This window comes from Streptomyces sp. Ag109_O5-1 (assembly GCF_003814875.1).
Classification (GTDB): Bacteria; Actinomycetota; Actinomycetes; order Streptomycetales; family Streptomycetaceae; genus Streptomyces; species Streptomyces sasae.
Genome location: NZ_RKQF01000001.1, coordinates 9,302,006 through 9,326,866 on the forward strand (window position 1 = coordinate 9,302,006; position 24,861 = coordinate 9,326,866).

General features: G+C 72.5%; 22 protein-coding genes. 14 read left to right on the forward strand and 8 right to left on the reverse strand.

Annotated features, from left to right (window positions below; genetic code table 11):
* Positions 1 to 11 precede the first annotated feature (11 nt).
* Positions 12 to 1,511, forward strand: coding sequence for a cytochrome P450 (locus EDD90_RS42355; RefSeq protein ID WP_123978383.1), 1,500 nt, complete (start codon positions 12 to 14; stop codon positions 1,509 to 1,511).
* Here EDD90_RS42355 and EDD90_RS42360 read toward each other — a convergent pair.
* Positions 1,508 to 2,464: an RluA family pseudouridine synthase gene (locus EDD90_RS42360; protein ID WP_123978384.1), complete on the reverse strand. Its 957-nt coding sequence runs from the start codon at positions 2,462 to 2,464 to the stop codon at positions 1,508 to 1,510. The two genes, EDD90_RS42355 and EDD90_RS42360, sit on opposite strands and share 4 nt — an antisense overlap.
* A 107-nt stretch (positions 2,465 to 2,571) precedes the next feature.
* Complete coding sequence (locus tag EDD90_RS42365; RefSeq protein WP_123978385.1) at positions 2,572 to 4,098, reverse strand: amino acid permease; 1,527 nt, start codon at positions 4,096 to 4,098, stop codon at positions 2,572 to 2,574.
* 265 nt (positions 4,099 to 4,363) lie between these two features.
* Between EDD90_RS42365 and EDD90_RS42370 the strand changes: the two genes are divergently transcribed.
* The 3 genes from EDD90_RS42370 to EDD90_RS42380 all read left to right on the forward strand — a co-directional run bounded on the left by EDD90_RS42370 (position 4,364) and on the right by EDD90_RS42380 (position 6,992).
* Entirely contained in the window at positions 4,364 to 5,017 is a 654-nt protein-coding gene (locus EDD90_RS42370) for a PadR family transcriptional regulator (RefSeq protein ID WP_123978386.1), read from the forward strand.
* A gap of 194 nt (positions 5,018 to 5,211) precedes the next feature.
* The gene (locus EDD90_RS42375; RefSeq protein ID WP_123978387.1) at positions 5,212 to 6,219 is read left to right on the forward strand and encodes an ATP-binding cassette domain-containing protein; all 1,008 of its coding nucleotides are present in this window, start codon (positions 5,212 to 5,214) and stop codon (positions 6,217 to 6,219) included.
* Positions 6,216 to 6,992: an ABC transporter permease gene (locus tag EDD90_RS42380; protein ID WP_123978388.1), complete on the forward strand. Its 777-nt coding sequence runs from the start codon at positions 6,216 to 6,218 to the stop codon at positions 6,990 to 6,992. Before EDD90_RS42375 ends, EDD90_RS42380 begins: the two co-directional genes overlap by 4 nt.
* A 59-nt stretch (positions 6,993 to 7,051) precedes the next feature.
* Here the strand turns inward: EDD90_RS42380 and EDD90_RS42385 are convergent, their stop codons facing one another.
* Together EDD90_RS42385 and EDD90_RS42390 are read right to left on the reverse strand one after the other, a co-directional pair.
* The gene (locus tag EDD90_RS42385; RefSeq protein ID WP_123978389.1) at positions 7,052 to 7,900 is read right to left on the reverse strand and encodes a siderophore-interacting protein; all 849 of its coding nucleotides are present in this window, start codon (positions 7,898 to 7,900) and stop codon (positions 7,052 to 7,054) included.
* A 136-nt stretch (positions 7,901 to 8,036) separates the two neighbouring features.
* Positions 8,037 to 8,966 carry a 5'-3' exonuclease gene (locus tag EDD90_RS42390; protein ID WP_260328796.1) on the reverse strand — a complete coding sequence of 310 codons (930 nt, stop codon included), beginning with the start codon at positions 8,964 to 8,966 and terminating at the stop codon, positions 8,037 to 8,039.
* Between the two features lie 678 nt (positions 8,967 to 9,644).
* Between EDD90_RS42390 and EDD90_RS55920 the strand changes: the two genes are divergently transcribed.
* Together EDD90_RS55920 and EDD90_RS42395 are read left to right on the forward strand one after the other, a co-directional pair.
* Entirely contained in the window at positions 9,645 to 9,800 is a 156-nt protein-coding gene (locus EDD90_RS55920) for a hypothetical protein (protein ID WP_185149418.1), read from the forward strand.
* Positions 9,801 to 9,951: 151 nt separating this feature from the next.
* Positions 9,952 to 10,524 carry a helix-turn-helix domain-containing protein gene (locus EDD90_RS42395; protein WP_123978391.1) on the forward strand — a complete coding sequence of 191 codons (573 nt, stop codon included), beginning with the start codon at positions 9,952 to 9,954 and terminating at the stop codon, positions 10,522 to 10,524.
* A gap of 23 nt (positions 10,525 to 10,547) precedes the next feature.
* Here the strand turns inward: EDD90_RS42395 and EDD90_RS42400 are convergent, their stop codons facing one another.
* Positions 10,548 to 11,666: a TDT family transporter gene (locus EDD90_RS42400; protein WP_123978392.1), complete on the reverse strand. Its 1,119-nt coding sequence runs from the start codon at positions 11,664 to 11,666 to the stop codon at positions 10,548 to 10,550.
* Between the two features lie 71 nt (positions 11,667 to 11,737).
* On the opposite strand from EDD90_RS42400, the gene EDD90_RS42405 reads away from it, so the two are divergent.
* Both EDD90_RS42405 and EDD90_RS42410 read left to right on the forward strand, forming a co-directional pair.
* Complete coding sequence (locus EDD90_RS42405) at positions 11,738 to 12,658, forward strand: LysR family transcriptional regulator (RefSeq protein ID WP_123978393.1); 921 nt, start codon at positions 11,738 to 11,740, stop codon at positions 12,656 to 12,658.
* 150 nt (positions 12,659 to 12,808) lie between these two features.
* Positions 12,809 to 13,765, forward strand: coding sequence for a phosphotransferase family protein (locus EDD90_RS42410; RefSeq protein WP_123978394.1), 957 nt, complete (start codon positions 12,809 to 12,811; stop codon positions 13,763 to 13,765).
* Here the strand turns inward: EDD90_RS42410 and EDD90_RS42415 are convergent.
* Both EDD90_RS42415 and EDD90_RS42420 read right to left on the reverse strand, forming a co-directional pair.
* Positions 13,749 to 14,435, reverse strand: a complete 687-nt coding sequence (locus EDD90_RS42415; protein WP_123978395.1) for a gamma-glutamyl-gamma-aminobutyrate hydrolase family protein — start codon at positions 14,433 to 14,435, stop codon at positions 13,749 to 13,751. The two genes, EDD90_RS42410 and EDD90_RS42415, sit on opposite strands and share 17 nt — an antisense overlap.
* A gap of 70 nt (positions 14,436 to 14,505) precedes the next feature.
* A complete protein-coding gene (locus tag EDD90_RS42420; RefSeq protein ID WP_123978396.1) occupies positions 14,506 to 15,240 on the reverse strand; it encodes a FadR/GntR family transcriptional regulator in 735 nt (244 codons plus the stop codon).
* Between the two features lie 134 nt (positions 15,241 to 15,374).
* Here EDD90_RS42420 and EDD90_RS42425 point away from each other — a divergent pair, with 134 nt between their 5' ends.
* The 4 genes from EDD90_RS42425 to EDD90_RS42440 are packed head-to-tail and all read left to right on the forward strand — an operon-like array spanning position 15,375 to position 19,779.
* Positions 15,375 to 16,733 (forward strand): glutamine synthetase family protein, encoded by a 1,359-nt coding sequence (locus EDD90_RS42425; protein ID WP_123978397.1) that lies wholly within the window; start codon positions 15,375 to 15,377, stop codon positions 16,731 to 16,733.
* An 8-nt stretch (positions 16,734 to 16,741) separates the two neighbouring features.
* A complete protein-coding gene (locus tag EDD90_RS42430) occupies positions 16,742 to 18,121 on the forward strand; it encodes an aldehyde dehydrogenase (RefSeq protein WP_123978398.1) in 1,380 nt (459 codons plus the stop codon).
* 35 nt (positions 18,122 to 18,156) lie between these two features.
* Complete coding sequence (locus tag EDD90_RS42435; protein ID WP_123982218.1) at positions 18,157 to 18,936, forward strand: 3-oxoacyl-ACP reductase; 780 nt, start codon at positions 18,157 to 18,159, stop codon at positions 18,934 to 18,936.
* A gap of 39 nt (positions 18,937 to 18,975) precedes the next feature.
* Positions 18,976 to 19,779: a DUF2510 domain-containing protein gene (locus EDD90_RS42440; protein WP_123982220.1), complete on the forward strand. Its 804-nt coding sequence runs from the start codon at positions 18,976 to 18,978 to the stop codon at positions 19,777 to 19,779.
* 20 nt (positions 19,780 to 19,799) lie between these two features.
* Here EDD90_RS42440 and EDD90_RS42445 read toward each other — a convergent pair whose 3' ends face one another.
* Positions 19,800 to 21,002, reverse strand: coding sequence for an amino acid deaminase/aldolase (locus EDD90_RS42445; RefSeq protein WP_123978399.1), 1,203 nt, complete (start codon positions 21,000 to 21,002; stop codon positions 19,800 to 19,802).
* Positions 21,003 to 22,691: 1,689 nt separating this feature from the next.
* On the opposite strand from EDD90_RS42445, the gene EDD90_RS42450 reads away from it, so the two are divergent.
* Positions 22,692 to 23,654: a hypothetical protein gene (locus EDD90_RS42450; protein ID WP_311737246.1), complete on the forward strand. Its 963-nt coding sequence runs from the start codon at positions 22,692 to 22,694 to the stop codon at positions 23,652 to 23,654.
* A complete protein-coding gene (mycP, locus tag EDD90_RS42455; RefSeq protein WP_123978400.1) occupies positions 23,651 to 24,823 on the forward strand; it encodes a type VII secretion-associated serine protease mycosin in 1,173 nt (390 codons plus the stop codon). The genes EDD90_RS42450 and mycP overlap by 4 nt, the downstream gene beginning before the upstream one ends.
* The last annotated feature ends 38 nt before the right edge of the window (positions 24,824 to 24,861 follow it).

Consider the following 24,861-nt stretch of genomic DNA (forward strand, 5'->3'; position numbering starts at 1 on the left):
GAGCGATCACTGTGACGCCTGAATCCCCCTTCCCGACCGGCGCCGGCACGGACGCGGCCCCACCACCCGGCTGCCCGGCCCACGACCGCGGACCCGGCGGACTGCAACGGCTCTACGGCGCCGACGCCGACCACCTGGGCGAGCTGTACGAGAGACTGCGCGAGGAACACGGCGCCGTGGCACCCGTGCTGCTCCACGACGACGTACCGGTCTGGGTCGTCCTCGGCCTCACCGAGAACCTCCAGATGGTGCGCACCCCCGCCGTCTACACCCGGGACAGCCGCACCTGGACCCCGCTGCGCGAGGGCATGGTCAAGCCCGACCACCCCCTCATGCCGCATATCGCCTGGCAGCCCATCTGCTCCCACGCCGAAGGCGACGAACACCAGCGGCTGCGCGCCGCCGTCATGGGCGCCATGACCACCATCGACAACCGCAGCATCCGCCGCCTCATCGGCCGCTACACCCAGCTGCTGGTCAACGAGTTCTGCGAGAAGGGCCGCGCCGACCTCGTCTCCCAGTACTCCGAGCACCTGCCGATGGCGGTCATGTGCGAACTGCTCGGCATGCCGGAGGAGTACAATGACCGGATCGTGGAAGCCGCCCGCGACATGCTCAAGGGCACCGAGACCGCCATCGCCAGCAACGAGTACGTCATGGGCTGCCTGACCCGGCTCACCGCCCGCCGCCGGGTCCGCCCCGAGGACGACTTCACCAGCCACCTCATCAACCACCCCGCCCGGCTCAACGACGACGAGGTCGCCCAGCACCTCAGGGTCGTCCTCATCGCCGCCTACGAGACCACCGCCAACGTCCTCGCCAACGCCCTGCGCATGGTCCTCACCGAACCGGGCTTCCGTGCCCAGCTCAACGGCGGCCAGATGACCGTGCCGGAGGCGATCGAGCAGTCCCTGTGGGACGAGCCGCCGTTCAGCACGGTCTTCGCCTACTTCGCCAAGCAGGACACGGAACTCGGCGGCCAGCGCATCCGCAAGGGCGACGGACTGCTCTACGCGCCCGCCCCGGGCAACGTCGACCCGCGCGTCCGCCCCGACCTGAACGCCAACATGCAGGGCAACCGCTCCCACCTCGCCTTCGGTGGCGGCCCGCACGAATGCCCCGGCCAGGACATCGGCCGTGCCATCGCCGACGTCGGGGTCGACCAGCTGCTGACCCGCCTCTCCGACATCCAGCTCGACTGCGAAGAGGAGGAACTGCGCTGGCGGGCGTCGATCGCGTCCCGGCACCTGGTGGAACTGCCGGTCCGCTTCGACCCGAAGCCGAAGCAGGACGTGACCCTCATGCCGAGCCCGGCCCTCGTCCCGCCACAGCGCACGGACTGGCAGCTCGGCCTGGCCCGCCCGACGGCGCCACCGGCCGCCCCGGAGCCCATGCCGCCGATGCCGCCGATGGAGCCCCGCCCGGCACCCGCCGCCCCGGTCGCGCCGGAACCGGCGGCCGAGCCGCGCGGCATCTGGCCGCGGCTGCGCCGCTGGTGGCTGGGCCGTTAGCGGAACTCCTGGCCGGCCCACTCCTCGTACGACTCCCAGGCCCGCAGCGTCCGCCCGCTGCGCAGCCGATGCTCCACCCCCGTGACCGGATCGGTGAACTCCAGCCGCCGCGCCAGCAGTTGCAGCGGTCGCCGGAAGTCACCGTCCGGCACGGGGCCGGTCACCACCGGATACAGCGGATCGCCGAGGATCGGCACCCCCGACACACTCATATGGACCCGCAGCTGATGCGTCTGCCCGGTGCGCGGCGTGAGCCGGTACCGCCCCAACCCGCCCCTGGTCTCGGCCAGTTCGACAACGGTCTCCGCATTGACCGGCCCCTCGACCTCGCCGGCCGCGGGCACCCCACGCTCCTTGAGGATCCGGCTGCGCACGGTCCGGGGCAGGGCGAGCGCGGGGTCGTACGGCGCGATCGCCTCGTACTCCTTGCGCACCCGCCGCTCACTGAACAACGTCTGATAGGCGCCCCGTTCCTCGGGCCGCACCGTGAACAGCACCAGCCCGGCGGTGAGCCGGTCCAGCCGGTGCGCGGCCCCCAGCGTGGGGATCCCCAGCTCCCGCCGCAGTCTTGCCAGGGCGGACTCGGTGACATGACTGCCGCGTGGGGTGGTGGCGAGGAAGTGCGGTTTGTCGGCGACGACGATGTGGGAGTCGCGGTAGACCACGTCGAGGGGGAAGGGGACGGGGACCTCGGGGGGCAGATCGCGGTGGAACCAGAGGTAGAGGCCGGGCGTGTAGGGGGTGCGGGCGGCGACGGGGTGTCCGTCTGCGCCCACGACCAGTCCCGAGTCCAGTAGCTCGGCGACGACGCCGGGGGCGGCTCCGGAGAGCCGTTCGATCAGATAGTCGCCGACCGTGGCCCAGTCGCCGGCATAGGGCAACCGCACCCGAACGGGGTCCACCCCTTGCCGCTGGGGCAGGGGTGAGGGCGGGGCGGGGGTCTTACGTCTCATTTGCAGCCAAGGGTAAGCGGAGCGCTCCGTCAGGGGCGCGGGGCTGTGTCGATATGCGGCTCCGCCGCGTGGGCGCGACCAGCCGCCACGCACCCGCACCCGACGAACTACGCCACAGCCTCCGGCACAGCGACCGCACTTCGTGACTCCGCCCGGGCGAACCTCCAAGCACCACCCACCACCACAGTTCCGATCAGGAACAGCACGGTGAACCACCGGAAGTACCAGTGACCCCCGGCCGGGTCGTACACCGCCCCCCGAGGCCACGCCAGATTCACGGTCATCACCAGCCCGTACAGCAACGCGACCGCGTTCACCGGCACCCCCCACCGCCCCAGCGAGAACAACGGCGCCCCGGTCTCGTCCGTCCCCTCGACCCGGAACTCACCCCGCAGCCGCCGCACCAGCAGCGGCCCGGTGACCATCGCGTACGCGAGGTACAGCATCACGATGCACGTCGTCCCGATCGCCAGAAACGCGTCCGGCGAGGCAAAGTTGAGCAACAGCAGCAGCGCGGCCAGCACCCCGACCACCACGGCCGGCGCGCTCGGCATCCCGGTGCGCGGATTCACCCGCGCCAGCGCCCGGGCGAACGGCAGCTGCCCGTCCCGCGCCATGGAGAACAGCATCCGGGAGGCGGCCGTCTGGATCGCCAGCGTCGCCACCGCGATCGCCACCACCACGTCGGCCAGCAGCACCCGCCCCACCCCGTCCCCGAGGCTGCTGGTCAGGACGTAGCTCAGCCCGTCGACGCCCAGGTGCCCGTCGGTGAGGCTCGGCGCGGCGAGCAGCCCGCCGAGGACGACAAGGCCGCCGAGCAGTCCGGCGGCGCCCAGCGCCGTGAGGATCGTCCGCGGCGCCGTCCGCCGCGGAAGGTGCGTCTCCTCGCTCATCTCACCCGCACTGTCGAAGCCGATCATCACGTACGCGGCGGTGAACGAACCGACCAGCAGCGCGCCCAGCAGGCCGCCCTCGGCGGCCGTCCCGGTGTGGAACGTGATGCCGGGGGAGCGCTTGGAGTGGGTGAGGAGCAGTACGACGATCAGCACCGCGCCGATGATCTCGGCGGTCACTCCGACCCGGTTGATCACGGACATCACCCGGTTGTCCAGGACGTTCACGAGGGTGGTCAGCACCAGGAGTGCGACGCCGAGGACGGCCGCGTTGGCAGCGCCGTCGGCCGAGGTGGGCGCGGCATCCGTGCCGATCAGCTGGAAGCCGGACCAGAGCGCGGGCAGCACCATCTGCAGGGCCAGCGCGGCCGCCGCGACCACCACGATCTGCCCGATCACCATGATCCAGCCGGCGAACCACCCGAAGGACGGGTTCGAGAGGCGTGAGGACCACTGGTAGATCGCGCCGGAGATCGGATAGCGCCCGGCCAGCTCGGCGAAGCAGGCGGCCACCAGCAACTGGCCGACGAGCACGGCCGGCCAGGCCCAGAAGAAGACCGGGCCGCCGAACGCGTACCCGAAGGCGAAGAACTGGAAGACGGTGGTCAGTACGGAGATGAAGGAGAACCCGGCGGCGAAGGAGGCGTACCGGCCGAGGCTGCGATGCAGCTCCTGGCGGTAGCCGAACTCTTCCAGGGAACGGTCGTCGGGCTCCACGGAGCGGTCGTCGAGTGTCGTCACGGCGGCACCTGCCTGTCAGGCGGACTTCCTGTCGGAGACGGAAATCGCGGACTTCCTGTCGAGCGACAGAAATTAGGGATGCGCTGTTTCGCGCGCGTCACGCAGGCGTGTCCGGGGCGGGCCCAAGTCCTCACGCCCTTGCGGACCAGGGTCAGACGCGATACATCGTGTGTATTGACGGCTGCTGTCGACTCGCGATATGTTCGGTCACGGATATTCGGTGACGAGGCGTATGGCAGCGACGGAGAGGGCGGGGTGGGTGTCGATGGCGGCCAGGCGTCGCAAGCTGAGCAACCCGCTGGCGCTCGCCGTGATGGTGCTGCTCGCCGAGCGGCCGATGCATCCGTACGAGATCGCCCAGACCCTGCGCAGACGCGGCAAGGACACGAGCCTGAAGATCAACTACGGCTCGCTCTACACCGTCGTGCAGAACCTGGAGAAGCACGGCTTCGTCCAGGTGACCGATGTGGAGCGGCAGGGCAACCGCCCCGAGCGCACGCTCTACGGCATCACCGACGCCGGGCGCGAGGAGACGGCCGAGTGGCTCTCGGACCTGGTCGCCGTGCCCGCGCGGGAGTACCCCGTCTTCGAGGCGGCGCTGTCGCTGATGGGGGCGCTCCACCCGGACGAGGCCGCCCGGCTGCTGGAGGAGCGGCTCAAGACGCTCGACGTGCAGGCCGCGAGCCTGCGCGGGGCCCTCGACAAGCTGCGTGAGACCCTGCCCCGGCTCTTCGTGATAGAGGCCGAGTACCAGTTGCACATGATCGAGGCGCAGGCCGAGTGGGTGCGCGGCTTCCTGGCGGAGCTGACGGAGGGCAGTTTCCCGGGTGTCGTGGACTGGCGGCACTTCCATGAGACAGGGGAGATCCCCGAGAAGTACCTGGAACTGGAGGCCGAGTTCGAGCAGAAGCAGAACTAGCGGGCAGACCCCGGCTGAGCTGTTGCAGCAGCCCGGCCGGGGTCTCGAACCCCGAACCGAACCCGCCGTGCGGCGGCTCCGGGCCATCGAGGTGCGGCACACCCAGGATAGCCCGGTGCTCATCGCGCGGATCATTCGCGACCATCCGTCGATCATCCGCGATCACTCGCGTTTTCCCCAGGAGAGCAGCCGACATGAGCACCCGTGCGCCCGCAGTGCAGGCGCGCCAGCTGATCAAGACCTACCCCGGTGACGTCACCGCACTGAACGGCATGGACGTCACCGTCGAACCCGGCACCGTCTTCGGGCTCCTCGGGCCCAACGGCGCCGGCAAGTCCACCACCGTCAAGATCCTCACCACCCTGGCCCGTCCCGACTCGGGCACCGCCACCGTGGCCGGCCACGACGTGCTGCGCCACCCCGACCGGGTGCGCCGGGCGATCGGAGTGGTCGCCCAGAACTCCGGCGCCGACCCGGTCGCCACCGGCCGGGAGAACCTCCGACTCCAGGGCAGGCTCTACGGTCTGAGCGGCGCCGCGCTGAACCGCAGGGTCGACGAACTGCTGGCCCGCTTCACCCTCACCGACGCTGCCGCCCGTCCGGTCAAGGGCTACTCCGGCGGCATGCGCCGTCGCCTCGACGTGGCCCTCGGCCTGGTGCACCGCCCCGAGGTGCTCTTCCTCGACGAACCCACCACCGGCCTCGACCCGGAGGCCCGCACCGCGATGTGGGACGAGATCGGCCGGCTGGCCGGCGAGGAGGGGCTCACCATCCTGCTCACCACGCACTATTTGGAGGAGGCCGACCGGCTCGCCGAGCGGATCGCGATCGTCGACCGCGGCCGGGTCGTGGTCGAGGGCACCCCCGACGCCCTCAAGGGCGAACTGCGCGGCGACGCCGTCCATGTGGAGCTGCGCGAGGCACCCGGGGAAGCCGGCCGCACCCTGCTCGCGGGCGCCCTGACCGGACTGCCGGGTGTGCACGAGGCGCTCTTCGACGGGCGCCGGATCAGCGCCCGCGCCGACGACGGGGCCGGCGCCATGCCCGCGCTGCTCGCCGCCCTGGAGCGGGCCGGGGTGACCGTGGTGGCCGCGACCGTCGCCCGCCCCTCCCTCGACGACGTCTATCTGCGCTACGCGGGCCGCCGGTACGCGGAGGCCGACACCGTCGATGCGCTCGCCCTGTCCGGAGGTGCGCGATGAGCAACGCCCTGTCTCAGACCTGGTACATGACCCAGCGTCAGCTGCTGGTGTTCGCGCGGCAGCCCGCCTACGCGATCATCACCCTGATCCAGCCGGTGATCTGGCTGTTCTTGTTCGGCAGCCTCTTCAAGAAGGTCGTCGAGCTGGGCGGCTTCGGCACCACCTCCTACCTCGACTACCTGGTGCCGGGCGTGGTCGTGATGAGCGCCCTCAGCTCCAACATGTGGGCCGGCATGGGCACGTTGGAGGAGATCCAGCGCGGCACCCTCAACCGCTTCCTGACCACACCGGTCAGCCGGGCCGCGCTGATGAACGGCAACGTGGTGAACAACGGCCTGATCACCGCCGGCCAGTCGCTGATCATCGTGCTGCTCGGCCTGCTGGGCGGCGCCGACTGTCCGGGCGGGGTCGCCGGCACAGCGGTCCTGGTGGTGGCCGCCGTCCTGCTCGGCACGATCTTCGGGGCGCTGTCCAACGCGCTCGGCATGCTGGTCCAGGAGCGGGAGTCGATCATCGGGATAAACACCTTCCTGCTTCTCCCGCTGACCTTCCTGTCCAGTGCCTTCATGGCGCCGTCCCAGATGCCGGGGTGGATGCGGCACATCGCCGACTTCAACCCGCTCAACTGGGCGATGGTCGCGGGCCGTTCCGCGATGTCGGCGGATCCCGACTGGAGCGCGGTGCTGGGCCGCGGCGGGGCGCTGCTGGCGCTGGCGGTCGCCGCCGTGTGGCTGTCGATCAGGACGTTCCGGTCCTACCAGCGATCGGTGTGAACGGCGCGGGACCGGCGGCACCTCGCGGTGTTGCCGGTCCCGGTGGGCTCACGGATTTCTCAGGCGGCGACCGGGCCGCCGCCTTCCTGCTCCGCCTCGATGCGGGCGTTCCAGTCGCGCTTGGAGGCCTGCCAGCCGTCCTCGTTGTGCCCGAGGCGCCAGTAGCCGGAGATCGACAGGTCCTCGCGCGGGATCTGGCGCTCGACACGCAGCATCGCCCGCAGCTCCTTCACGAAGCTCGCCTCGCCGTGGACAAAGGCGTGCACCCGGCCCTCCGGGAACTCCAGCGCCCTTACGGCGGCCACCAGGGCCTCGCCGACCGGCCGCTCGCCCCGGTGCAGCCAGACGACCTCCACATCGGAGTCGATCTTCTGCACCTCCTCGGGGCCGGACACCTCGATGAAGGCGAAGACCTTCGCCCCGCCGGGCAGGGACTCCAGGGCGCGGGCGATCGCGGGCAGCGCGCTCTCGTCACCGGCGAGCAGATGCCAGTCGGCATCCGTGTCCGGGGCGTAGGCGCCGCCAGGGCCCATGAAATGGACGGTCTCGCCGGGCTGGACGCGGCACGCCCACGGTCCGGCGAGCCCCTCGTCGCCGTGCACGACGAAGTCCAGGGCCAGCTCACGGTGTTCGGGATTCCAGGAGCGCACCGTGTAGGTCCGCGTCACCGGCCAGTGCTCACGGGGGAACTCTGCGCGGATCCGCTCCGGGTCGAAAGGCTCGGGGTAGGTGACGCCCGCCGGGCCGAACAGGAGCTTCACGTAATGGTCGGTGCAGGTGTCCGCCGCGAAACCGGCCAGTCCGTCACCGCCGAGGACCACGCGCTGCATGTGCGGGGTCAGCCGCTCGGTGCGCACGACCTGGGCGGAATGGGGCTTGCGCGGCTTACGTCCCGGACGCTCTGCCATGACGGCCTCCCTGCTCCACTGGTTAGGTTTACCTAAGTTAGCACCCCCTCTTTAGTTAACACCTCTTCCATGAGCATTCGATGAGTGTGTTTTGCCGGAACAATTCCTTGCCGGCCGTCCCTATAGTGTGGGTCGGTCACCCGCCGAGTGTCACGAGCAGCCGGTGCAGCGAACCGCCCAGCCCCCACCGCGCCGACAGCGCGTCCAGCCCGGCCGCGTCGCGCGGGGCCTTCGGCAGCGCGGTGTCGACATCCGGCAGCGGTACGTCATCGGCGACCCGGACCACCTTGGGTGCGACGGCGACATACGGACGGGCCTCGTCCAGCCGCTTGCGCTGCGACGGCGTCAGCTTCGCCTTCGGGTCGTCGACCGCTGCCATGATCCCGGCCAGGTCCCCGAACTCGGCGAGCAGCTTGGCGGCCGTCTTCTCGCCGATGCCCGGCACCCCCGGCAGGCCGTCACTCGGGTCGCCGCGCAGCAGCGCCAGATCCGCGTACCCGCCCCCGTCGACCCCGTACTTCGCGCGCAGCCACGCCTCGTCGGTGGTCTGCAGCGTGCCGACGCCCTTGAGGGGGTACAGCACGCGCACCCCGCGTGCGTCGTCCACGAGCTGGTAGAGATCGCGGTCGCCCGTGACGATGTCCACCGGGCCCTCGGCGCGCACGGTGAACGTGCCGATCACGTCGTCCGCCTCGTAGCCCGCGACGCCGACCCGGGCGATGCCGAGTGCGTCCAGCACCTCCTCGATGATCGGCACCTGTGGGGAGAGGGTGTCCGGCACCTCCTCCTCGTCCGGGCCGCTCTCGTGCTCCGTGGCGACCCGGTGCGCCTTGTAGGAGGGGATGAGGTCGACCCGCCACTGCGGCCGCCAGTCGGCGTCCATGCAGGCCACCAGCCGGTCCGGGCGGTGGTCCTTGACCAGCCGGTCGATGAAGTCCAGCAGTCCGCGCACGGCGTTCACCGGCGTGCCGTCGGGCGCCTTCACGGAGTCCGGGACGCCGAAGTAGGCGCGGAAGTACAGCGAGGCGGTGTCGAGAAGCATCAGTCGTCCGGTCACGCCACGCATCATGCCGTACGGCACTGACGGCGCCGGGGTGCCGCACACCGGGATGCGGGATGCGAGGACCTCGTGGCCTGTCCCGTGTGCACGTCTGCCCCGTGCGCCGTTCTCCGAACGGTGCGCGCTCGGCGCCCGGTTGCCTCATGAGTACTGGAAGAAGTACGGCAAGCAGCTCGGCGACCTCGGCAGATGGTACGGCCCCGCCCGCTCCGCGTCGGTCCCGTGCCGCCGGTGGAGGCGGTCTCGGCTACGAAAAGGATCCGGCCAACCACATAGCGCTACGGCACTGCCCAAACCTTGCCGGGCCACCGTCCGTAACGGCCGACCGTTCGTTCGGCGCGCCCCGTTCCCGGCCCACCTGGGAAGACGGCACCCCGGACGTCACCGCGGTCCAGGGTGACGCCGCGGAACGGACCGGGCCGCTGCCGTCCCGACTGCGCCACCGACCTCCAACTCAGCGCCGCCTAAAGGGACTTCACCGTCCGGTGGCCCCGCCCCGGATAACGCCCCGACCAGGTGCTCCGGGCCCGGTGCGCCGCCGGGAACATCCGCGGCCGCTCGCGCATTGAAACCGTTGGGAGGGCGGCTCGCCCTGATCGGGGTCCGACGCCTGCGGAGCGACTCCGGGAGCCGGCCGGCCCGTGCCCACGACCCTGTATCCGGCCGGGCCGGCGGGCTGCACCCGTGGACCCCGGCGGCAGCCGCGCTGTCGCCGTTCCGCCGGCCGCGCTCCGTGTCGGCCCCGACGGCCGTCCGGCCCTCCTGGTCAGCGTCTTCATCCCGAAGGGGGAGCCCGCGCCCGGCGAGTCCGGCACACTCGTGCAGTGGCGTGAACTGTGAGGGTCGCGCTCACCGGACGTGACAGGGATGTGGCGGCCGCCTGAAACGGTTTGCCGAACGTGCGTAGGGTGCAGAGAACCCATCAGGAGGGGCCCGGCCGCGGCGGGGCACCCGAAGGGCGCAACGACGAGCGAAGGAGGGAGCCGGAGCGATGGGCGACCACAAAGACCAGCAGCCCGTGCGGGTGGGCGCGGCAGTACGGCGGCGCCGCCGCGCGCTGGAGCTCACTCTCGCCGTCGTGGCCGAGCGCAGCGGCCTCTCGGTGCCCTTCCTGAGCCAGATCGAGAACGACAGGGCCCGCCCCAGTCGCACCTCCCTGGAGAAGCTCGCCGACGCCCTGCGCACCACGGCCGTCGAACTCCTCGCCGCCGCCGACCCGGCGTGCAGCGTGGACGTCGTACGGGCCGAGGACGCCACCGAGCCGGACTTCGCACCCAAGGTGCGCTCCCTGGTGCGCGGTCACCACCAGTTGCACGCCTCGGAGTTCACCGGCGACCACGACGCCGGCCGCGAATTCCAGCACCGCAACGACGAGTTGATGTACGTCGCCGACGGCGCCGTGGAGATCGAGGCAGAGGGCAGCGCCTACCGCCTCGGCCGCGGCGACACCCTCTACCTCACCGGTGGAGTCCGCCACCGCTGGCGGGCGACGGTCCCGGACACGAGGGTGATCGTGGTGGCGGTGGCGGAACACATCGAGGCGGTCCAGGACCGCCCCCGCTGAAGCACCACGGCCTCGCGCACGGGTCAGCGGACGGCATCCGACGCGGTACGCCCCGTCACTGGCAGCGGCCCCACAGGGACTGCCCGAGGCGCTGCGAGCAGCGCGCCGGAGAGCAGCCCGCGTACGGTGCCGGAGGCGGCCGCGACCCAGCCGACGACGAGCAGGCAGTACAGCCCCACCGCCAGCCAGTCGTACACGGCGAGCCCGGTGTGCCGCCCCAGCGCCGCGGTGCCGGTGGCACACGTCCCCACCGGGAAGGTGAACGCCCACCACGTCATGGTGAACCGCATGCCCTGCCGCCGGGCCCGCACCAGGTACGAGACGGCCAGCGCCAGCCACAGCAGTGCGAACCCCATGACCGGAACGCCGTACAGCACGGCGAGCAGGCCGAAACCGCCGTCGTACGGCGCCGGTACGACCCCGGGCGCGACGTCGGCGAAGGCGCCCACCGCCGTCGTGGACTGCCCGAGCGGCCCCAGCACCAGGAAGAGCGTCGGCGTGAGCGCGAGGGGCAGCGGGCCGCCGGTGACCAGCCGGGCGAAGACGAGCGGCAGCATCAGCAGCGTGGCCAGCAGGCTCAGCCCGAACATCGCGAAGCAGGCGAGGAGCAGGGTCTCGCGGGGCTGCCCGGCCGGCAGGTGCGGTACGAGCCGCGGCCCGAGCGCGGCCGCCACCATGGGCGCGACCAGCGGCAGCAGCCACACCGGGGTGGCCTGACCGGGTTCGACCCGATGCCGTACGGCCATGAGGTACGGCACGGCGACGGCCGCCGCCAGCCCGACGGCCGTACCGGCGGCGAACAGCACGGCGTCCAGGGCGACGGCCGCCGGTTCACCGATCCAGTCCCGACCGAGGGCCAGGGTCCCGCCGCCGACGGCGAGCAGGGCCATGGAGAGGCAGCCGTAGAAGGGCGCCATGGCGGGGTCGAGCAGGTGGGCGCGGGCCTGGTCGGGGTGGTGGGCCCAGTGCAGGGCGCGGGCGGCGAGCAGGGCCAGGAGCTGCAGCAGGGACAGCGCCCAGACGCCGACCAGGAGTTCGTGTATGCCGCCGACGCCGAGCGCGGCGCCGGCGGTGGCGAGGGCGGCGGTGCCCATGACGGAGGCGTACCAGTTGGGACCGAGATACCGGACTGCGGTGACCATGGAACCAACGGTGCCGCCGGTCCGGGCCCGCGACCAGGGAGCCCGTCCCTATGAGGGCATAAGCTGTGTTTATGAGCGAGACGGAGGACCGGGCGGCAGGCGGCACGCTGGCGCACCGCGTGCCGGACCTCGGTGCGCTGGAACTGCTGCTGGCGGTGGCGCGGCTGGGCAGCCTCGGGGCGGCCGCCCGGGAGGTCGGTATCACCCAGCCCGCGGCCAGCAGCCGGATCCGCTCCATGGAACGGCAGCTGGGGGTGGCCCTCGTCGACCGCTCACCACGCGGTTCCCGGCTCACGGACGCGGGCGCGCTGGTGACCGACTGGGCGCGGCGGGTGGTGGAGGCGGCGGAGGCGTTCGACGCGGGGGCGCAGGCGCTGCGGGACCGGCGGGACTCACGGCTGCGGGTCGCGGCGAGCATGACCATCGCCGAGTACCTGCTCCCGGGCTGGCTGCTCGCGCTGCGCGCGCAGCGTCCCGACACGGCGGTGTCCCTGCTCGCCGGCAACTCGGCGGCGGTGGCCGAACGGCTGCTCGCGGACGAGGCGGACCTGGGTTTCGTGGAGGGCCTGTCGGTGCCGCAGGGGCTGGACTCCACGGTGATAGCCCACGACCGCCTGATCGTCGTCGTGGCCCCCGCCCACCCCTGGGCCCGCCGCCGACGCCCGCTCGCCGCCGAGGAGCTGGCGGCGACACCGCTCATCCTCCGTGAACGCGGCTCCGGCACCCGCCAGGTCCTCGACGCGGCACTGGGCGGCCTGGCCCGCCCGCTGATCGAGCTGTCCTCGACGACGGCGGTCAAGGCGTCCGCGGTCAGCGGCGCCGGCCCGGCGGTGCTGAGCGAACTGGCGGTGGGGGAGGAACTGGCGATGCGGCGGCTGGTGAGCATCCCGGTGGACGGGGTGGCGCTGCGCCGCGACCTGCGGGCGGTATGGCCGACGGGCCACCGCCCGACAGGCCCGGCACGAGAACTGCTCTCCCTGACCCGGGGCTGACAACCCTTCGCCGATCTGCCCCCCGACTCGGTCGCGTGAAAGGGAGCGGTCCCAAAGACAGTCCGGCTGGGGGTGCCCCTGGGGAGGGCACGGCCGGCGGGGGGCGAAAAACCGTGGCGGCACCCCGCCCCCAACCCGCACCATCCCTCCATGCCCATCCCCACCGCCCCACCCGCCGAAGGCGCCCGCACCCCCTGGGAGGCCCTTCCCGCCCCTGTCCGTACCGCCGTCACCGACCTGCTCGGCGGTGCCCCCGTCACCCACGCCGCCACCCAGCCCGGGGGCTTCTCCCCGGGCGTCGCCGCCAGAATCCGCACCGCCGCCCACCGCACCGCCTTCGTCAAGGCGGTCAGCGCCGACGCCAACCCCCACAGCCCCGCCCTGCACCGCACGGAGGCCCGCAACGCGGCCGCCCTCCCCGACACCGTCCCCGCACCCCGCCTGCTCGGCACCTACGACGACGGCACCTGGGTGGCCCTCGTCTTCGAGGAGGTGAAAGGCCGTCAGCCCCACATCCCCTGGCGCCCCGACGAACTCCGCCGCGTTCTCGATGCCGTCACCACCCTCGGCCGTACCCTCACTCCGGCGCCCGTCGACGCCCCACCCGCCGCCGAACACCTCGCCGACACGCTCGACGGTTGGCGCAAGCTGATCGAGGGCCCCGACGCGGACGCCGACCGACTCGACGAGTGGACCGTCGTGCATCTCGCCGACCTGGCCGACCTCGCCGCCCCCTGGCCCGGATCCGTCACCGGCGACACCCTCGCCCACGCCGACCTGCGCGCCGACAACATGCTGTTGACCGACGACGGAGGGGTCGTGTTCGTCGACTGGCCGCACGCGGTGCGGGCCGCACCCTGGTTCGACCTGCTGGTCATGCTGCCGTGCGTCACGGCGCAGGGCGGTCCGGACCCGGAAGGCGTGTTCGGCGCGCACCCGCTCGGCCGGGACGCGGACCCGGACGCCGTCACCGCCGCGCTCGCCGCCCTCACCGGCTACTTCCTGCAGAGCTCGGTCCTGCCCGCCCCGCCAGGCCTGCCCACCCTGCGCCCGTTCCAGCGGGCGCAGGGCGACGCGGCGCTGGCCTGGCTCAGGACGCGGCTGTGATCAGGGCCTGCATGACCCGCAGGTCCTCTCCCATCTCCGGATGCCACTGCACGCCGAGGACCCAGCCGCGCTCGGCGGGGAGTTCGATCGCTTCCACCGTGCCGTCGGACGCGTACGCGGAGGGCGTCAGGCCGTCGCCGAGGCGGTCCACCGCCTGGTGGTGGAAGGTGGGGACGGAGGCCGCCTCCGGGACCGTCTCGGCGTAGCGCGTCCCGGGGACCGGCTTCACCTCGTGCCGGCCGAAGACACCGGGTACGTCCGCGTGGCCGTCGATGTGCTGGACGAGGGTGCCGCCCAGCGCGACGTTCAGGAGCTGCATGCCCCGGCAGATCCCGAGCAGCGGGATGCCCGCCGTCAGCGCCGCGTCGATCAGGGCCAGCTCCCAGGCGTCCCGGGGGCGGTCGGGACGGCCGGTGCGGGGGTCGGCTTCGGCGCCGTAGCGGACCGGCTCGACGTCCGGGCCGCCCGCGATCACCAGGCCGTCCAGACGGGCCACCGTCGCCGCCGCGTGCTCGGGGGCGTCCGGCGGCAGCATCGCGGCCAGGCCGCCCGCCCGCTGGACAAGACGCGGATAGCCGGCCGGCAGCAGCGCCGCCTCCAGCTCCCAGACGCCCCAGCGCGTCCCGGCCTCCAGGTACGTGCTCACGCCGATCAGCGGCCGTCCGGTCATGGGCCCTCCCGTGTCATAAAGGTGTGCGTAAAGGTGCGCCTGCACACCTTTATGACATGCCCATCGGCCGTTACGCCAGAAAGCCCCGTAGCAGCGCCGCAGTCCCGGCGCAGTGCTCCCGCATCATCTCCCGCGCGCCGTCCGCGTCCCCGTCCAGCACCGCCTCCACCAGGGCGATGTGCTGGCGCTGCGAGTGCTCCAGATTGCGCACCAGGAGCGGGATGCAGTCCAGGAGGTCGTTGACCGTCGCCCGTACCGCCGCGTACTGGGCGGTGAGGGAGGGGGAGCCGCACAGCTCGGCGATCGTGAGATGGAGAAGGGTGTCCAGGCGGCGGTAGTCCGCGAGCGGTGCCTCGTGGGTGCGGGCCAGGGCTTCACGGAGCCGGACCGCCTGGTCGTCGGTCAGGCCGTGCGCCGCGCACAGGCCCGCCGCGCCCACCTCCAGCACCTCCCGGAAGCGCAGCACGTCCTCGATGTCCACCTCGGCGATCCGGCGCCGCAGCTCGTCCTCGCCGCCCGCGTCCGCGCGCGGCAGCACGAACGTGCCGCCGTACCGTCCGCGCCGGGACTCCACCAGACCCTGGTCCTGGAGCACCTTCAGCACCTCGCGCAGCGTCACCCGGCTGATCCCCAGCCGCTCGGCCAGCTCCCGCTCGGCGGGCAGCCGTTCGCCGCCCGGAACCAGGCCCAGCCGGACGACCTGGAGGATCTGCTCCAGCGCCTCCTCGAAGCCGTTGCCCGCCCGCACGGGTCGCAGCACAGGCGTCAGCGCGTCGTCGAGGGCGCCGTCCGCGTCCAGTGACATATGGCCGTACCCCCTTCCCAAGCAATGGTTCTCTTCAATACCTTAGAGCCCCCGGCCCGGCCGCAGAAGCGCAGCACCAGCAGTACTGGCAGCACCAGCAGCATCAGCGTGAAAGAAGCCGAAGGAGCTCCCCCGTGGCAGACCGCACACCCCCGCTGAGCGTCGAGGAGCTGCACACCCTCGTCGCGAGCGGTGAGATCGACACTGTCGTCCTGGCCTTCCCCGACATGCAAGGGCGCCTGCAGGGCAAGCGGTTCGCCGCCCGCTTCTTCCTCGACGAGGTCCTCCACCACGGCACCGAGGGCTGCAACTACCTCCTCGCCGTCGACACCGAGATGAACACGGTCGACGGCTACGCCATGTCCTCCTGGGACCGCGGCTACGGCGACTTCGCCATGCACCCCGACCTTGCCACCCTCCGCCGCGTGCCCTGGAACGCGGGCACCGCGATGCTCGTCGCCGACCTCGCCTGGAACGACGGCTCCCCGGTCGTCGCCGCACCCCGCCAGATCCTCCGCCGCCAGCTGGAGCGCCTCGCCGAACTCGGCTACACCGCACAGGTCGGTACGGAGCTGGAGTTCATCGTGTTCAAGGACACCTACGAGGCCGCCTGGGACGCGAACTACCGAGGGCTGACCCCGGCCAACCAGTACAACATCGACTATTCGGTGCTGGGCACCGGGCGGATCGAGCCGCTCCTGCGCCGGATCCGCAACGAGATGGCGGGCGCCGGGCTGACCGTCGAGTCCGCCAAGGGGGAGTGCAACCCCGGGCAGCACGAGATCGCCTTCCGCTACGACGAGGCCCTGGTCACCTGCGACCAGCACGCCGTCTACAAGACCGGCGCGAAGGAGATCGCCGCCCAGGAGGGCGTCTCGCTCACCTTCATGGCCAAGTACAACGAGCGCGAGGGCAACTCCTGCCACATCCACCTGTCGTTGACGGACGCGGACGGCCACAACGTGTTCGCCTCCCACGAGGGCATGTCCGACGTCATGCGGCACTTCCTCGCCGGACAGCTCGCCGCGCTCCGCGACTTCTCGCTCCTCTACGCCCCCAACATCAACAGCTACAAGCGGTTCCAGCCGGGCTCCTTCGCCCCGACCGCCGTCGCCTGGGGCCACGACAACCGCACCTGTGCGCTCAGAGTCGTCGGCCACGGACGTTCGCTCCGCTTCGAGAACCGGCTGCCCGGCGGCGACGTCAACCCGCACCTCGCCGTCGCGGGACTGGTCGCCGCCGGGCTGTACGGGATAGAGCAGCGGCTCGAACTCCCCGAAGCCTGCGCGGGCAACGCCTACTCCGCCGACTTCGCGCACGTCCCCACGACCCTCCGCGAGGCCGCCGAACTCTGGGAGAACAGCCCCATTGCCAAGGCCGCCTTCGGCGACGAGGTCGTCGCGCACTACCGCAACATGGCCCGCGTCGAGCTGGAGGCCTTCGACGCCGCGGTGACCGACTGGGAGCTGCGCCGCTCCTTCGAACGCATGTGAGGCACGACTTGTCGCAACAGTACGAACTCGACATCCTCAACCCGGCCACGGAGGAGGTGATCGCCACCGTCCCGGGCGCCGCGGAGGAGGACGTCGACACCGCCGTACGACGGGCCGCGCAGGCTCAGGAGCGATGGGCCGCCCACGCGCCCGCCGACCGGGCCCGGCTGCTGCGCCGCTTCGCCGTCACGGTCGACGAACACCGCGAAGAACTCGCCCAGTCGGAGGTCCGGGAAGCCGGGCACACCGTCGGCAACGCCCGCTGGGAGGCCGGCAACGTCCGGGATCTGCTCGACTACGCGGCCGGCGGTGTGGAGCGGCTGACCGGCCGTCAGATCCCGGTACCGGGCGGTCTCGACGTGACGCTCCTCGAACCCCTCGGGGTCGTCGGCGTCATCGCCCCCTGGAACTTCCCGATGCCGATTGCGGCCTGGGGCACCGCGCCCGCCCTCGCCGCCGGCAACGCGGTGCTCCTCAAGCCCGCCGAGACGACCCCCCTCACCGCGCTCCGCCTCGCCGAACTCGCCCTGGAGGCAGGGCTGCCCGAGCACCTCTTCCAGGTACTGCCCGGCCGCGGCGACATCGCGGGCGAGGCGCTTGTGAAGCATGCGGGCGTCGCCAAGATCGTGTTCACCGGTTCCACCCGCGTCGGCAAGCGCATCATGGCGCTCTGCGCCGACCAGGTGAAGCGCGTGACCCTCGAACTCGGCGGCAAGAGCCCCAACATCGTCTTCGCCGACGCCGACATCGAAGCCGCCGCGGCCGCCGCCCCCATGTCCTTCCTGGACAACTCCGGGCAGGACTGCTGCGCCCGCACCCGCATCCTCGTCCAACGCCAGGTCCACGACCGCTTCCTGGAGCTCCTCGCCCCCGCCGTCGAGTCCGTCACCGTCGGCGACCCGGCCGACGAGAGCACCGACATGGGCCCGCTGATCTCCAGGGCCCAGCTGGAACGGGTCCGTTCGTACGTCGACGCCGACGCGCCCGGCATCCGGGGCAAGGCCCCCGAGGGCCCCGGCTTCTGGTTCCCGCCGACCGTCCTCACCGGTGTCGACCCGCATGCGCGCGTGGCCGTCGAGGAGGTCTTCGGGCCTGTCGCCGCAGTCATCCCCTTCGACGACGAGGCCGAGGCCGTCCGGCTCGCCAACGACACCGAGTACGGCCTCTCCGGCTCGATCTGGACCCGGGACGTGGGCCGTGCGCTGCGCGTCTCGCAGGCCGTCAAGGCCGGCAACCTGTCCGTCAACTCCCACTCCAGCGTCCGCTACTGGACCCCCTTCGGCGGCTTCAAGCAGTCGGGGATCGGCCGTGAACTCGGCCCGGACGCGCTCACCGCCTTCACCGAGACCAAGAACGTCTTCATCAGCACGGAGGGCCCCGCACAGTGACCGCATCCACCGAAGAGACCGCAGAGACCGCAGGGATCGCAGGGATCGTCTGCCGCCGGCTCGTCGGCCGTACGGCCGTCATCACCGGGGCCGGCAGCGGCATCGGCCTCGCCACCGCACGGCGACTGGCGTCGGAGGGCGCCAACGTCGTCTGCGCCGACGTCGACGAGGCCCGCGGCAAGGCCGCCGCGGAGGAAGTCGGCGGGATCTTCGTCAAGGTCGACGTCACCGACGCCGAACAGGTGGAGGCCCTGTTCAAGACCGCCTTCGACACCTACGGCAGCGTCGACATCGCCTTCAACAACGCCGGTATCTCGCCGCCCGACGACGACTCCATCCTGGAGACCGGCCTGGAGGCCTGGAAGCGCGTCCAGGAGGTCAACCTCACCTCCGTCTACCTGTGCTGCAAGGCCGCCATCCCCTACATGCGGCAGCAGGGCAAGGGCTCCATCATCAACACGGCGTCCTTCGTGGCGAGGATGGGCGCGGCGACCAGCCAGATCTCCTACACCGCCTCCAAGGGCGGAGTTCTGGCCATGTCCCGTGAACTGGGCGTGCAGTTCGCGCGGGAGGGCATCCGCGTGAACGCCCTCTGCCCCGGACCGGTCAACACCCCGCTGCTCCAGGAACTGTTCGCCAAGGACCCCGAGCGGGCCGCCCGCCGCCTGGTGCACATCCCGCTCGGCCGGTTCGCCGAGGCCGAGGAGATCGCCGCCGCCGTCGCCTTCCTGGCCAGCGACGACTCCTCCTTCGTCAACGCCAGCGACTTCCTCGTGGACGGCGGGATCTCCGGGGCGTACGTCACACCCCTGTAGGAGCCGCCCCAACTCCCGTCCTACAGTGCGGGAGTGAGCATGACGCCGCCCGGCTGGTACTCCGACCCGCACGCCCCACACCTGGAGCGCTGGTGGGACGGAGAAGCCTGGACCGAGCACCGGCGCACCCCGTCCGGCCTCCCTGTGCCGCCGACCCCGGCGGCCGGGGCGTCCGGCCGGGCGGGGGCGGTCGCGCTGATCGCGGCCGGGGCCGTGCTGGCGACGGCGATCGTCACCGGCGCGACCGTGGTCCGCACGGACGAGGTACGCAGCACGGGCGACACGACGATCGACACCGCCCCCAGCGGACCGCCCGCCGCCCCGTCCCTCGTCGTCGACCAGCTCAACGGCATCACCCTGCCGGTGCCGACCGGCTGGACCAGCCCGTCCGCCATCGCCCAGGACGACGTCGTGATGACGACCGACGGCACCTACGACTGCCCCGCCCGCACCGGCCGCTGCCGCCACGGCCAGGTCATCAGCCGTACAGCGGACCGGGCCGAGGGCGCCTCACCGCGCACCGTCGCCGAACGCGACGTACCCGACGCGGCCGAGACGGCGTACGGGCACGATCCCGGCGGTCGGCGGCCCTACGGCGGCATCCGCTCCCACCGGGTCGTCAAGGCCGGCCGGGTCGCGGTCGCGGGCCACGACGGGTACCTGGTGCGCTGGCGGGTGAGGACGGCCGAGGGACCGGGCGGTTACGTCCAGTCCCTCGCCTTTCCGTCCGCCTCCGGCATCCCGGCCCCGGTCGTCGTCCGCTTCGTCTTCGACGCGGGCCCGGACGGACCGCCCCTGTCCGACATGGACGAGATCACGAAGGGCATCCGCCCGGCGCGCTAGCAGGCCGGCAGGCCAGAACGTCAGAGGAAGGTGTGACCTTCACCGCGGTACGTCGGTACGGTCGCCGTCACCCGGTCACCCTCGATCAGCTGCAGCTCGGCGAACCGCTCGCACAGCTCGCCCGCCTTTGCATGCCGGAACCACACCTTGTCGCCGATCAGCAGATCGTCCGCCGCGGAGCCGAGCAGCGGGGTCTGCACCTCGCCGGGGCCCTCCTGGGGGTCGTAGGACAGCCCCTCCGGGAGGTACGGCACCGGGAGCCGGTCGGGGCCCGGGGCGCCCGAGGCCGGGTAGCCGCCGCCGAGCACGGTCACCACCCCGACACCGGGCCGCCGCACCACCGGCATGGCGAACAGCGCGGCCGGCCGGCCGGTGAACGACGTGTAGTTGTCGAAGAGACGCGGCACATACAGGCCCGAACCCGCCGCTATCTCCGTGACCGCGTCCTCCGCCGCCGTGGTCTGCACGCTGCCCGTGCCGCCGCCGTTCACGAACTCCAGGTCCGGCGTCACCGCCCGGACCGCGCGCACCACCGCGGCGCGCCGCTCGGCCAGCTCACGGCGGGCGGTGGCCTGCATCAGCCGGACCGCGCGGGACCGCAGCGGCCGGCCGGCGACAGCGTCGCCGACACCGGCGATGTGCCCCTCGTACGCCATGATCCCGACGAGCCTGAAGCCCGGCCGCCGGGCCACGGTCCGGGCCAGGTCGGCGAGCTGGGCGGGGGAGTACAGCGGCGAGCGCCGGGCCCCGACCCGCACCCGCCCGCCGAACATCTTCAGGGAGGTGTCCAACTCCAGGCAGACCCGGACCACTTCGCTCCCGCCGTCGCGGGCGGCGTCGATCAGGTCGAGCTGGGCCGGGTCGTCGATCATCACCGTCACGGCGGCGGCCAGCTTGGGATCGGCGGCCAGCTCCGCGAACCGGGCCCGGTCCGCGGACGGATAGGCCAGCAGGATGTCGTCGAACCCCGAGCGCGCGAGCCACAGCGACTCCGCGAGCGTGAAGGACATGATCCCGGCGAAACCGTCCTTCGCGAGGACCCGTTCCAGCAGGTGCCGGCAGCGCACGGACTTGCTGGCGACCCGCACCGGCTTGCCGCCGGCCCGTCGCACGAGATCATCCGCGTTGGCGTCGAAGGCCTCCAGATCCACGATCGCGAGAGGGGCGTCCAGATGGGCGGTGGCCCGGTCGTAACGGGCCCGGTCGGCGGCGCGCGCAGTCATGAACGAAGCCTGCCAGACAGGATTACCGCAGGGTAGGGGGACGATACGGGCAGATGCCCCGGGGCCGCGGACTGGTTCCCGTTTGCCGTCGCACAACCCGTAGAGTGACGCGCACGTACGGCGGAACGACCTCGGTCGCCTGACCCGCGCCGGGATGCGGATCCGCGCGTGCGGGTATGCGTGCCCGGGGGCGGACGTCTTTGCGCCGGGAAGCACGACGGCCCGTACGAGGAGCAGGCCCGGGTACGAGGAAACGGGGGGCGCATGAGCATGGAAGCGCGGCACGCCCCGATCCCACGACGTCCCGAGTCCGACCAGGCCGCCACGACACCGGCACAGCAGCCCGAGCCGACGGGCGGTGACCGCGGAAACGGTGAGGCCGGCAGGGGTACGGCGCCGGGTACGGCCGGTACGTCCGGCCGAACCGAAGGGCCCGGTTTCTTCGACCGGGTGAGTCGAGTGAATGGGTCGCCCCGGTCCGACGTATTCACCGGTGGGGCCGACGCTACCGGGCAGGACCAGCTGCCGGGACGGTCCGACGGGCAGCAGAGTCGTGATGACCGGACAAGTCGGGGCGGTGCGGTGGGGCAGGGCGAGCAGAGCGCGGGGGACCGGCCGGTCGGCAGCGCGACATCCGCAGACCGAATCACCCGCCCCCGCTATCCCAACCTCCGCCCACCCCAGGGCCCCCCGTCCCAGTCCACGACCACCGCACCACCCTCATCGGCCCGCTTCCCGGACACACCCCCGTCGCCTTCCGCCCGGGGGACCGGTCGCGCCGTGCCGCCGGTGTCTTTCAGCGGGGGGACCGGTCGTGTGGGGCCGTCTGCGTCTTCCGGCGGGGAGTCCGGTCGCTTCGGGCCGTCTGTGGGTTCGGGCCGCGAGGCTGGTCGAGGTGTGCCGCCGGTGTCTTCCGGTGGGGAGTCCGGTCGTTTCGGGCCGTCTGCGGGTTCCGGTCGGGAGGCTGGGCGTGTTGCGCCGGCTGCGGAGTCCGGCCGGGGGGCGGGGCGCGCTGTGCCGCCTGCCGCTCCGGGGCGGGAGTCCGGTCGGGTAGCGCCGCCGTTTCGGCTGCCGTACGGGCCGGGGCCGTCGGTCCGGCGTCCGGAGGGCGCGTCGGAGGCGACCGGATCGTTTCGCCCCCCGCGTGCTTCGGCGGAATCGGAACCGGAATCGTCGTCGGACGAGCGGCGCGGAGCCGACGGGGCGCCGCACCCGTCGCGGCCGTCGGTCGCACGTCCGTGCACCACGTCCACGCCCTCGGCCGATACGACCGCGGGTGGCACCGGTGTGGCCGGGCCCAGGCGGCCCGAGCGGCCCCGCAGTGACTTCCCGACCACCATAGGCACGCCGGAGTCGGGCAGCGCATGGAGCCCGCACATGCGGACGTTCCCGGTGCCGACCGCCCCACCGCGCCCCACGACACCCCCGAGGACCGCACCGCAGCCCCCCGCCATCGGCGTTCCGCCCCGCCCGGCCGAGCCCCCGGCGCCGACCGCTCCACCGCGACCGACCGAGCCCCCGGCGACCGACAACCCCCCGCCCCGCCCGGCCGGACCTCCGGACGCCGCCGCCCCGGCGCGTCCCGCGGCTCCGCCGGCGCCCGGCAGCTCGTTCCCGGCCGCCGAAGGGGCGGCACACCCGACGGCTTCCGCCTCGGCCGGTGCCCCACCGCGCCCTTCGGCCGCCTCGGTGACCGCCCCGGACTCCGGTACCGCGCCGCATCCCGTCGCTCCGCCTCCGTACTACGACGCCCCCTCGCCCTATCGCGGCCCGGGACTGGACCCCGCGATGTCCTGGACCGCCTCCGCGGGAACTCCCGGCCGGGACCGGCCCGTTGTGACCTTCGGCGAGCCGGAGGGATACGACGAGCGAGGCCGGGGACGGTCGTTGATCGGCCGCGTGGCGCCCCGTACCGCCGCGGCCGCCGCCTGCATTGTGCTCGGTCTGGGTCTCATCGGCGGTGCGGTGACCGGGAGTTGGCTCCTCGACGACGGCGGTGACACGGGCGCGGCGAGCACCTTCAGCTCGGCCGCGGGGCTGTGGCACAACGTGCCCGTGGACGAACTGTTCCCGCCCACCGTGCAGGGCACCGGCGCCGGCCCCGGCGGAGCCGACCGCACCTGGACGCGGATCGCCGTCGCCCCGGCCACCGGCTGCGCCGACGCCTTCGACCCGCTGCTGCGCAAGGTGCTCGCCCCCGTCGGCTGCCAGCGCCTGATCCGCGCCACCTACACCGACGCCACCCAGAGCTATGTGACGACCGTGGGGCTGCTGTTCACCAAGGCCGACCCGGCGGGCATGACCGCCCTGGCCAAGCGGTTCCAGACCGAGCACCTGGACCGCCGTACCGACCTGTTGCCCCTCCCGTACGCCGCGAAGGGCACCGCCGCCGAGCGGTTCGGAGCGCACCAGCGCGCCTCCTGGACCATCGCCGTGCTCACCGACGCCCCGGTCGTCTCCTACGCGGTCTCCGGCTGGGCCGACGGCCGTACCGTCGACTCCCCGCAGCCCGCCGCCGACGCCGAGGTGTCCGGCGCCACCACGCCCGCCGCCCAGGCCGGCCTCGGCAACGAGGCGCAGGGCCTCGCCGACCGCGTCGAACGGCGACTGCGCCAGTACATCGTCGGCACGGCAACGGAGAAGCCCTCATGAAGCGCCGCGCAACCGGGGCCGCGGTGAGCCTGCTGCTCGCCGGTTCGCTCGCCCTCCTGCCGTCCACCACCGCGTACGCCGACAGCATCCGCGCCCAGCAGTGGGGCCTGTCCGCCCTCCATCTCGACGAGGCCTGGCAGACCACGAAGGGCAAGGGCATCACCGTCGCCGTCCTGGACACCGGCGTCGAGGCGGACCACCCGGATCTCGTCGGCAACGTCCTCGCCGCCAAGGACATGATCGGCTTCGGTGCCGGTCCGGGCGACCGCGACTGGGCCCGGCACGGCACCGCCATGGCCGGCATCGTCGCCGGTCACGGCCACGGTGTCGGCGACGGCGACGGCGTGATGGGGGTCGCGCCCGAGGCGAAGATCCTCCCCGTCCGGGTCATCCTCGAAGACGGCGACAGCGCCCGCGGCAAGGCCCGCTCCACCCGGGGCAACGCCCTCGCCGAGGGCATCCGCTGGGCCGCCGACCACGGCGCCGACGTCATCAACCTGTCCCTCGGCGACGACTCCGACTCCGCGCACCCCGAGCCCAGCGAGGACGAGGCCATCCAGTACGCCCTGAAGAAGGACGTCGTGGTCGTCGCCTCGGCGGGCAACGGCGGCGACAAGGGCGACCACATCTCCTATCCGGCCGCCTACCCGGGGGTCATCGCCGCCACCGCGGTGGACAAGTTCGGCGCCCGCGCCTCCTTCTCCACCCGCCGCTGGTACGCCACGGTCAGCGCGCCCGGCGACGACATCGTCATCGCCGACCCGGACCACAAGTACTACGAGGGCTGGGGCACCAGCGCCGCCTCCGCCTTCGTCTCGGGGGCCGTGGCGCTGATCAAGGCCGCCCACCCGGGCCTCACTCCGGCCCAGATCAAAAAGCTCGTGGAGGACACCGCCCGCAACGCGCCGAGCGGCGGCCGCGACGACTCCCGCGGCTTCGGCATGATCGACCCGGCGGCGGCCATCAAGGCGGCGGCCAAGCTCAGGACGGAGAACCTGACGTCGGCGTCGTACGGGAAGAGGTACTTCGGCTCGGGCCCGGACGTGGAGAAGAACACGACGAGCGCCTCCGACTGGGCGGCCCCCCTGGCCGGCGGCGCGGGCAGCGTCCTGCTGGTGGCCGCGGTGGTCATGTGGCGAAGTCGCCGCAGACCCTTCGAGACGCCCTGACCTTTTGAAATGCCCGAGGACAAGCGCCCCGTCAGGGG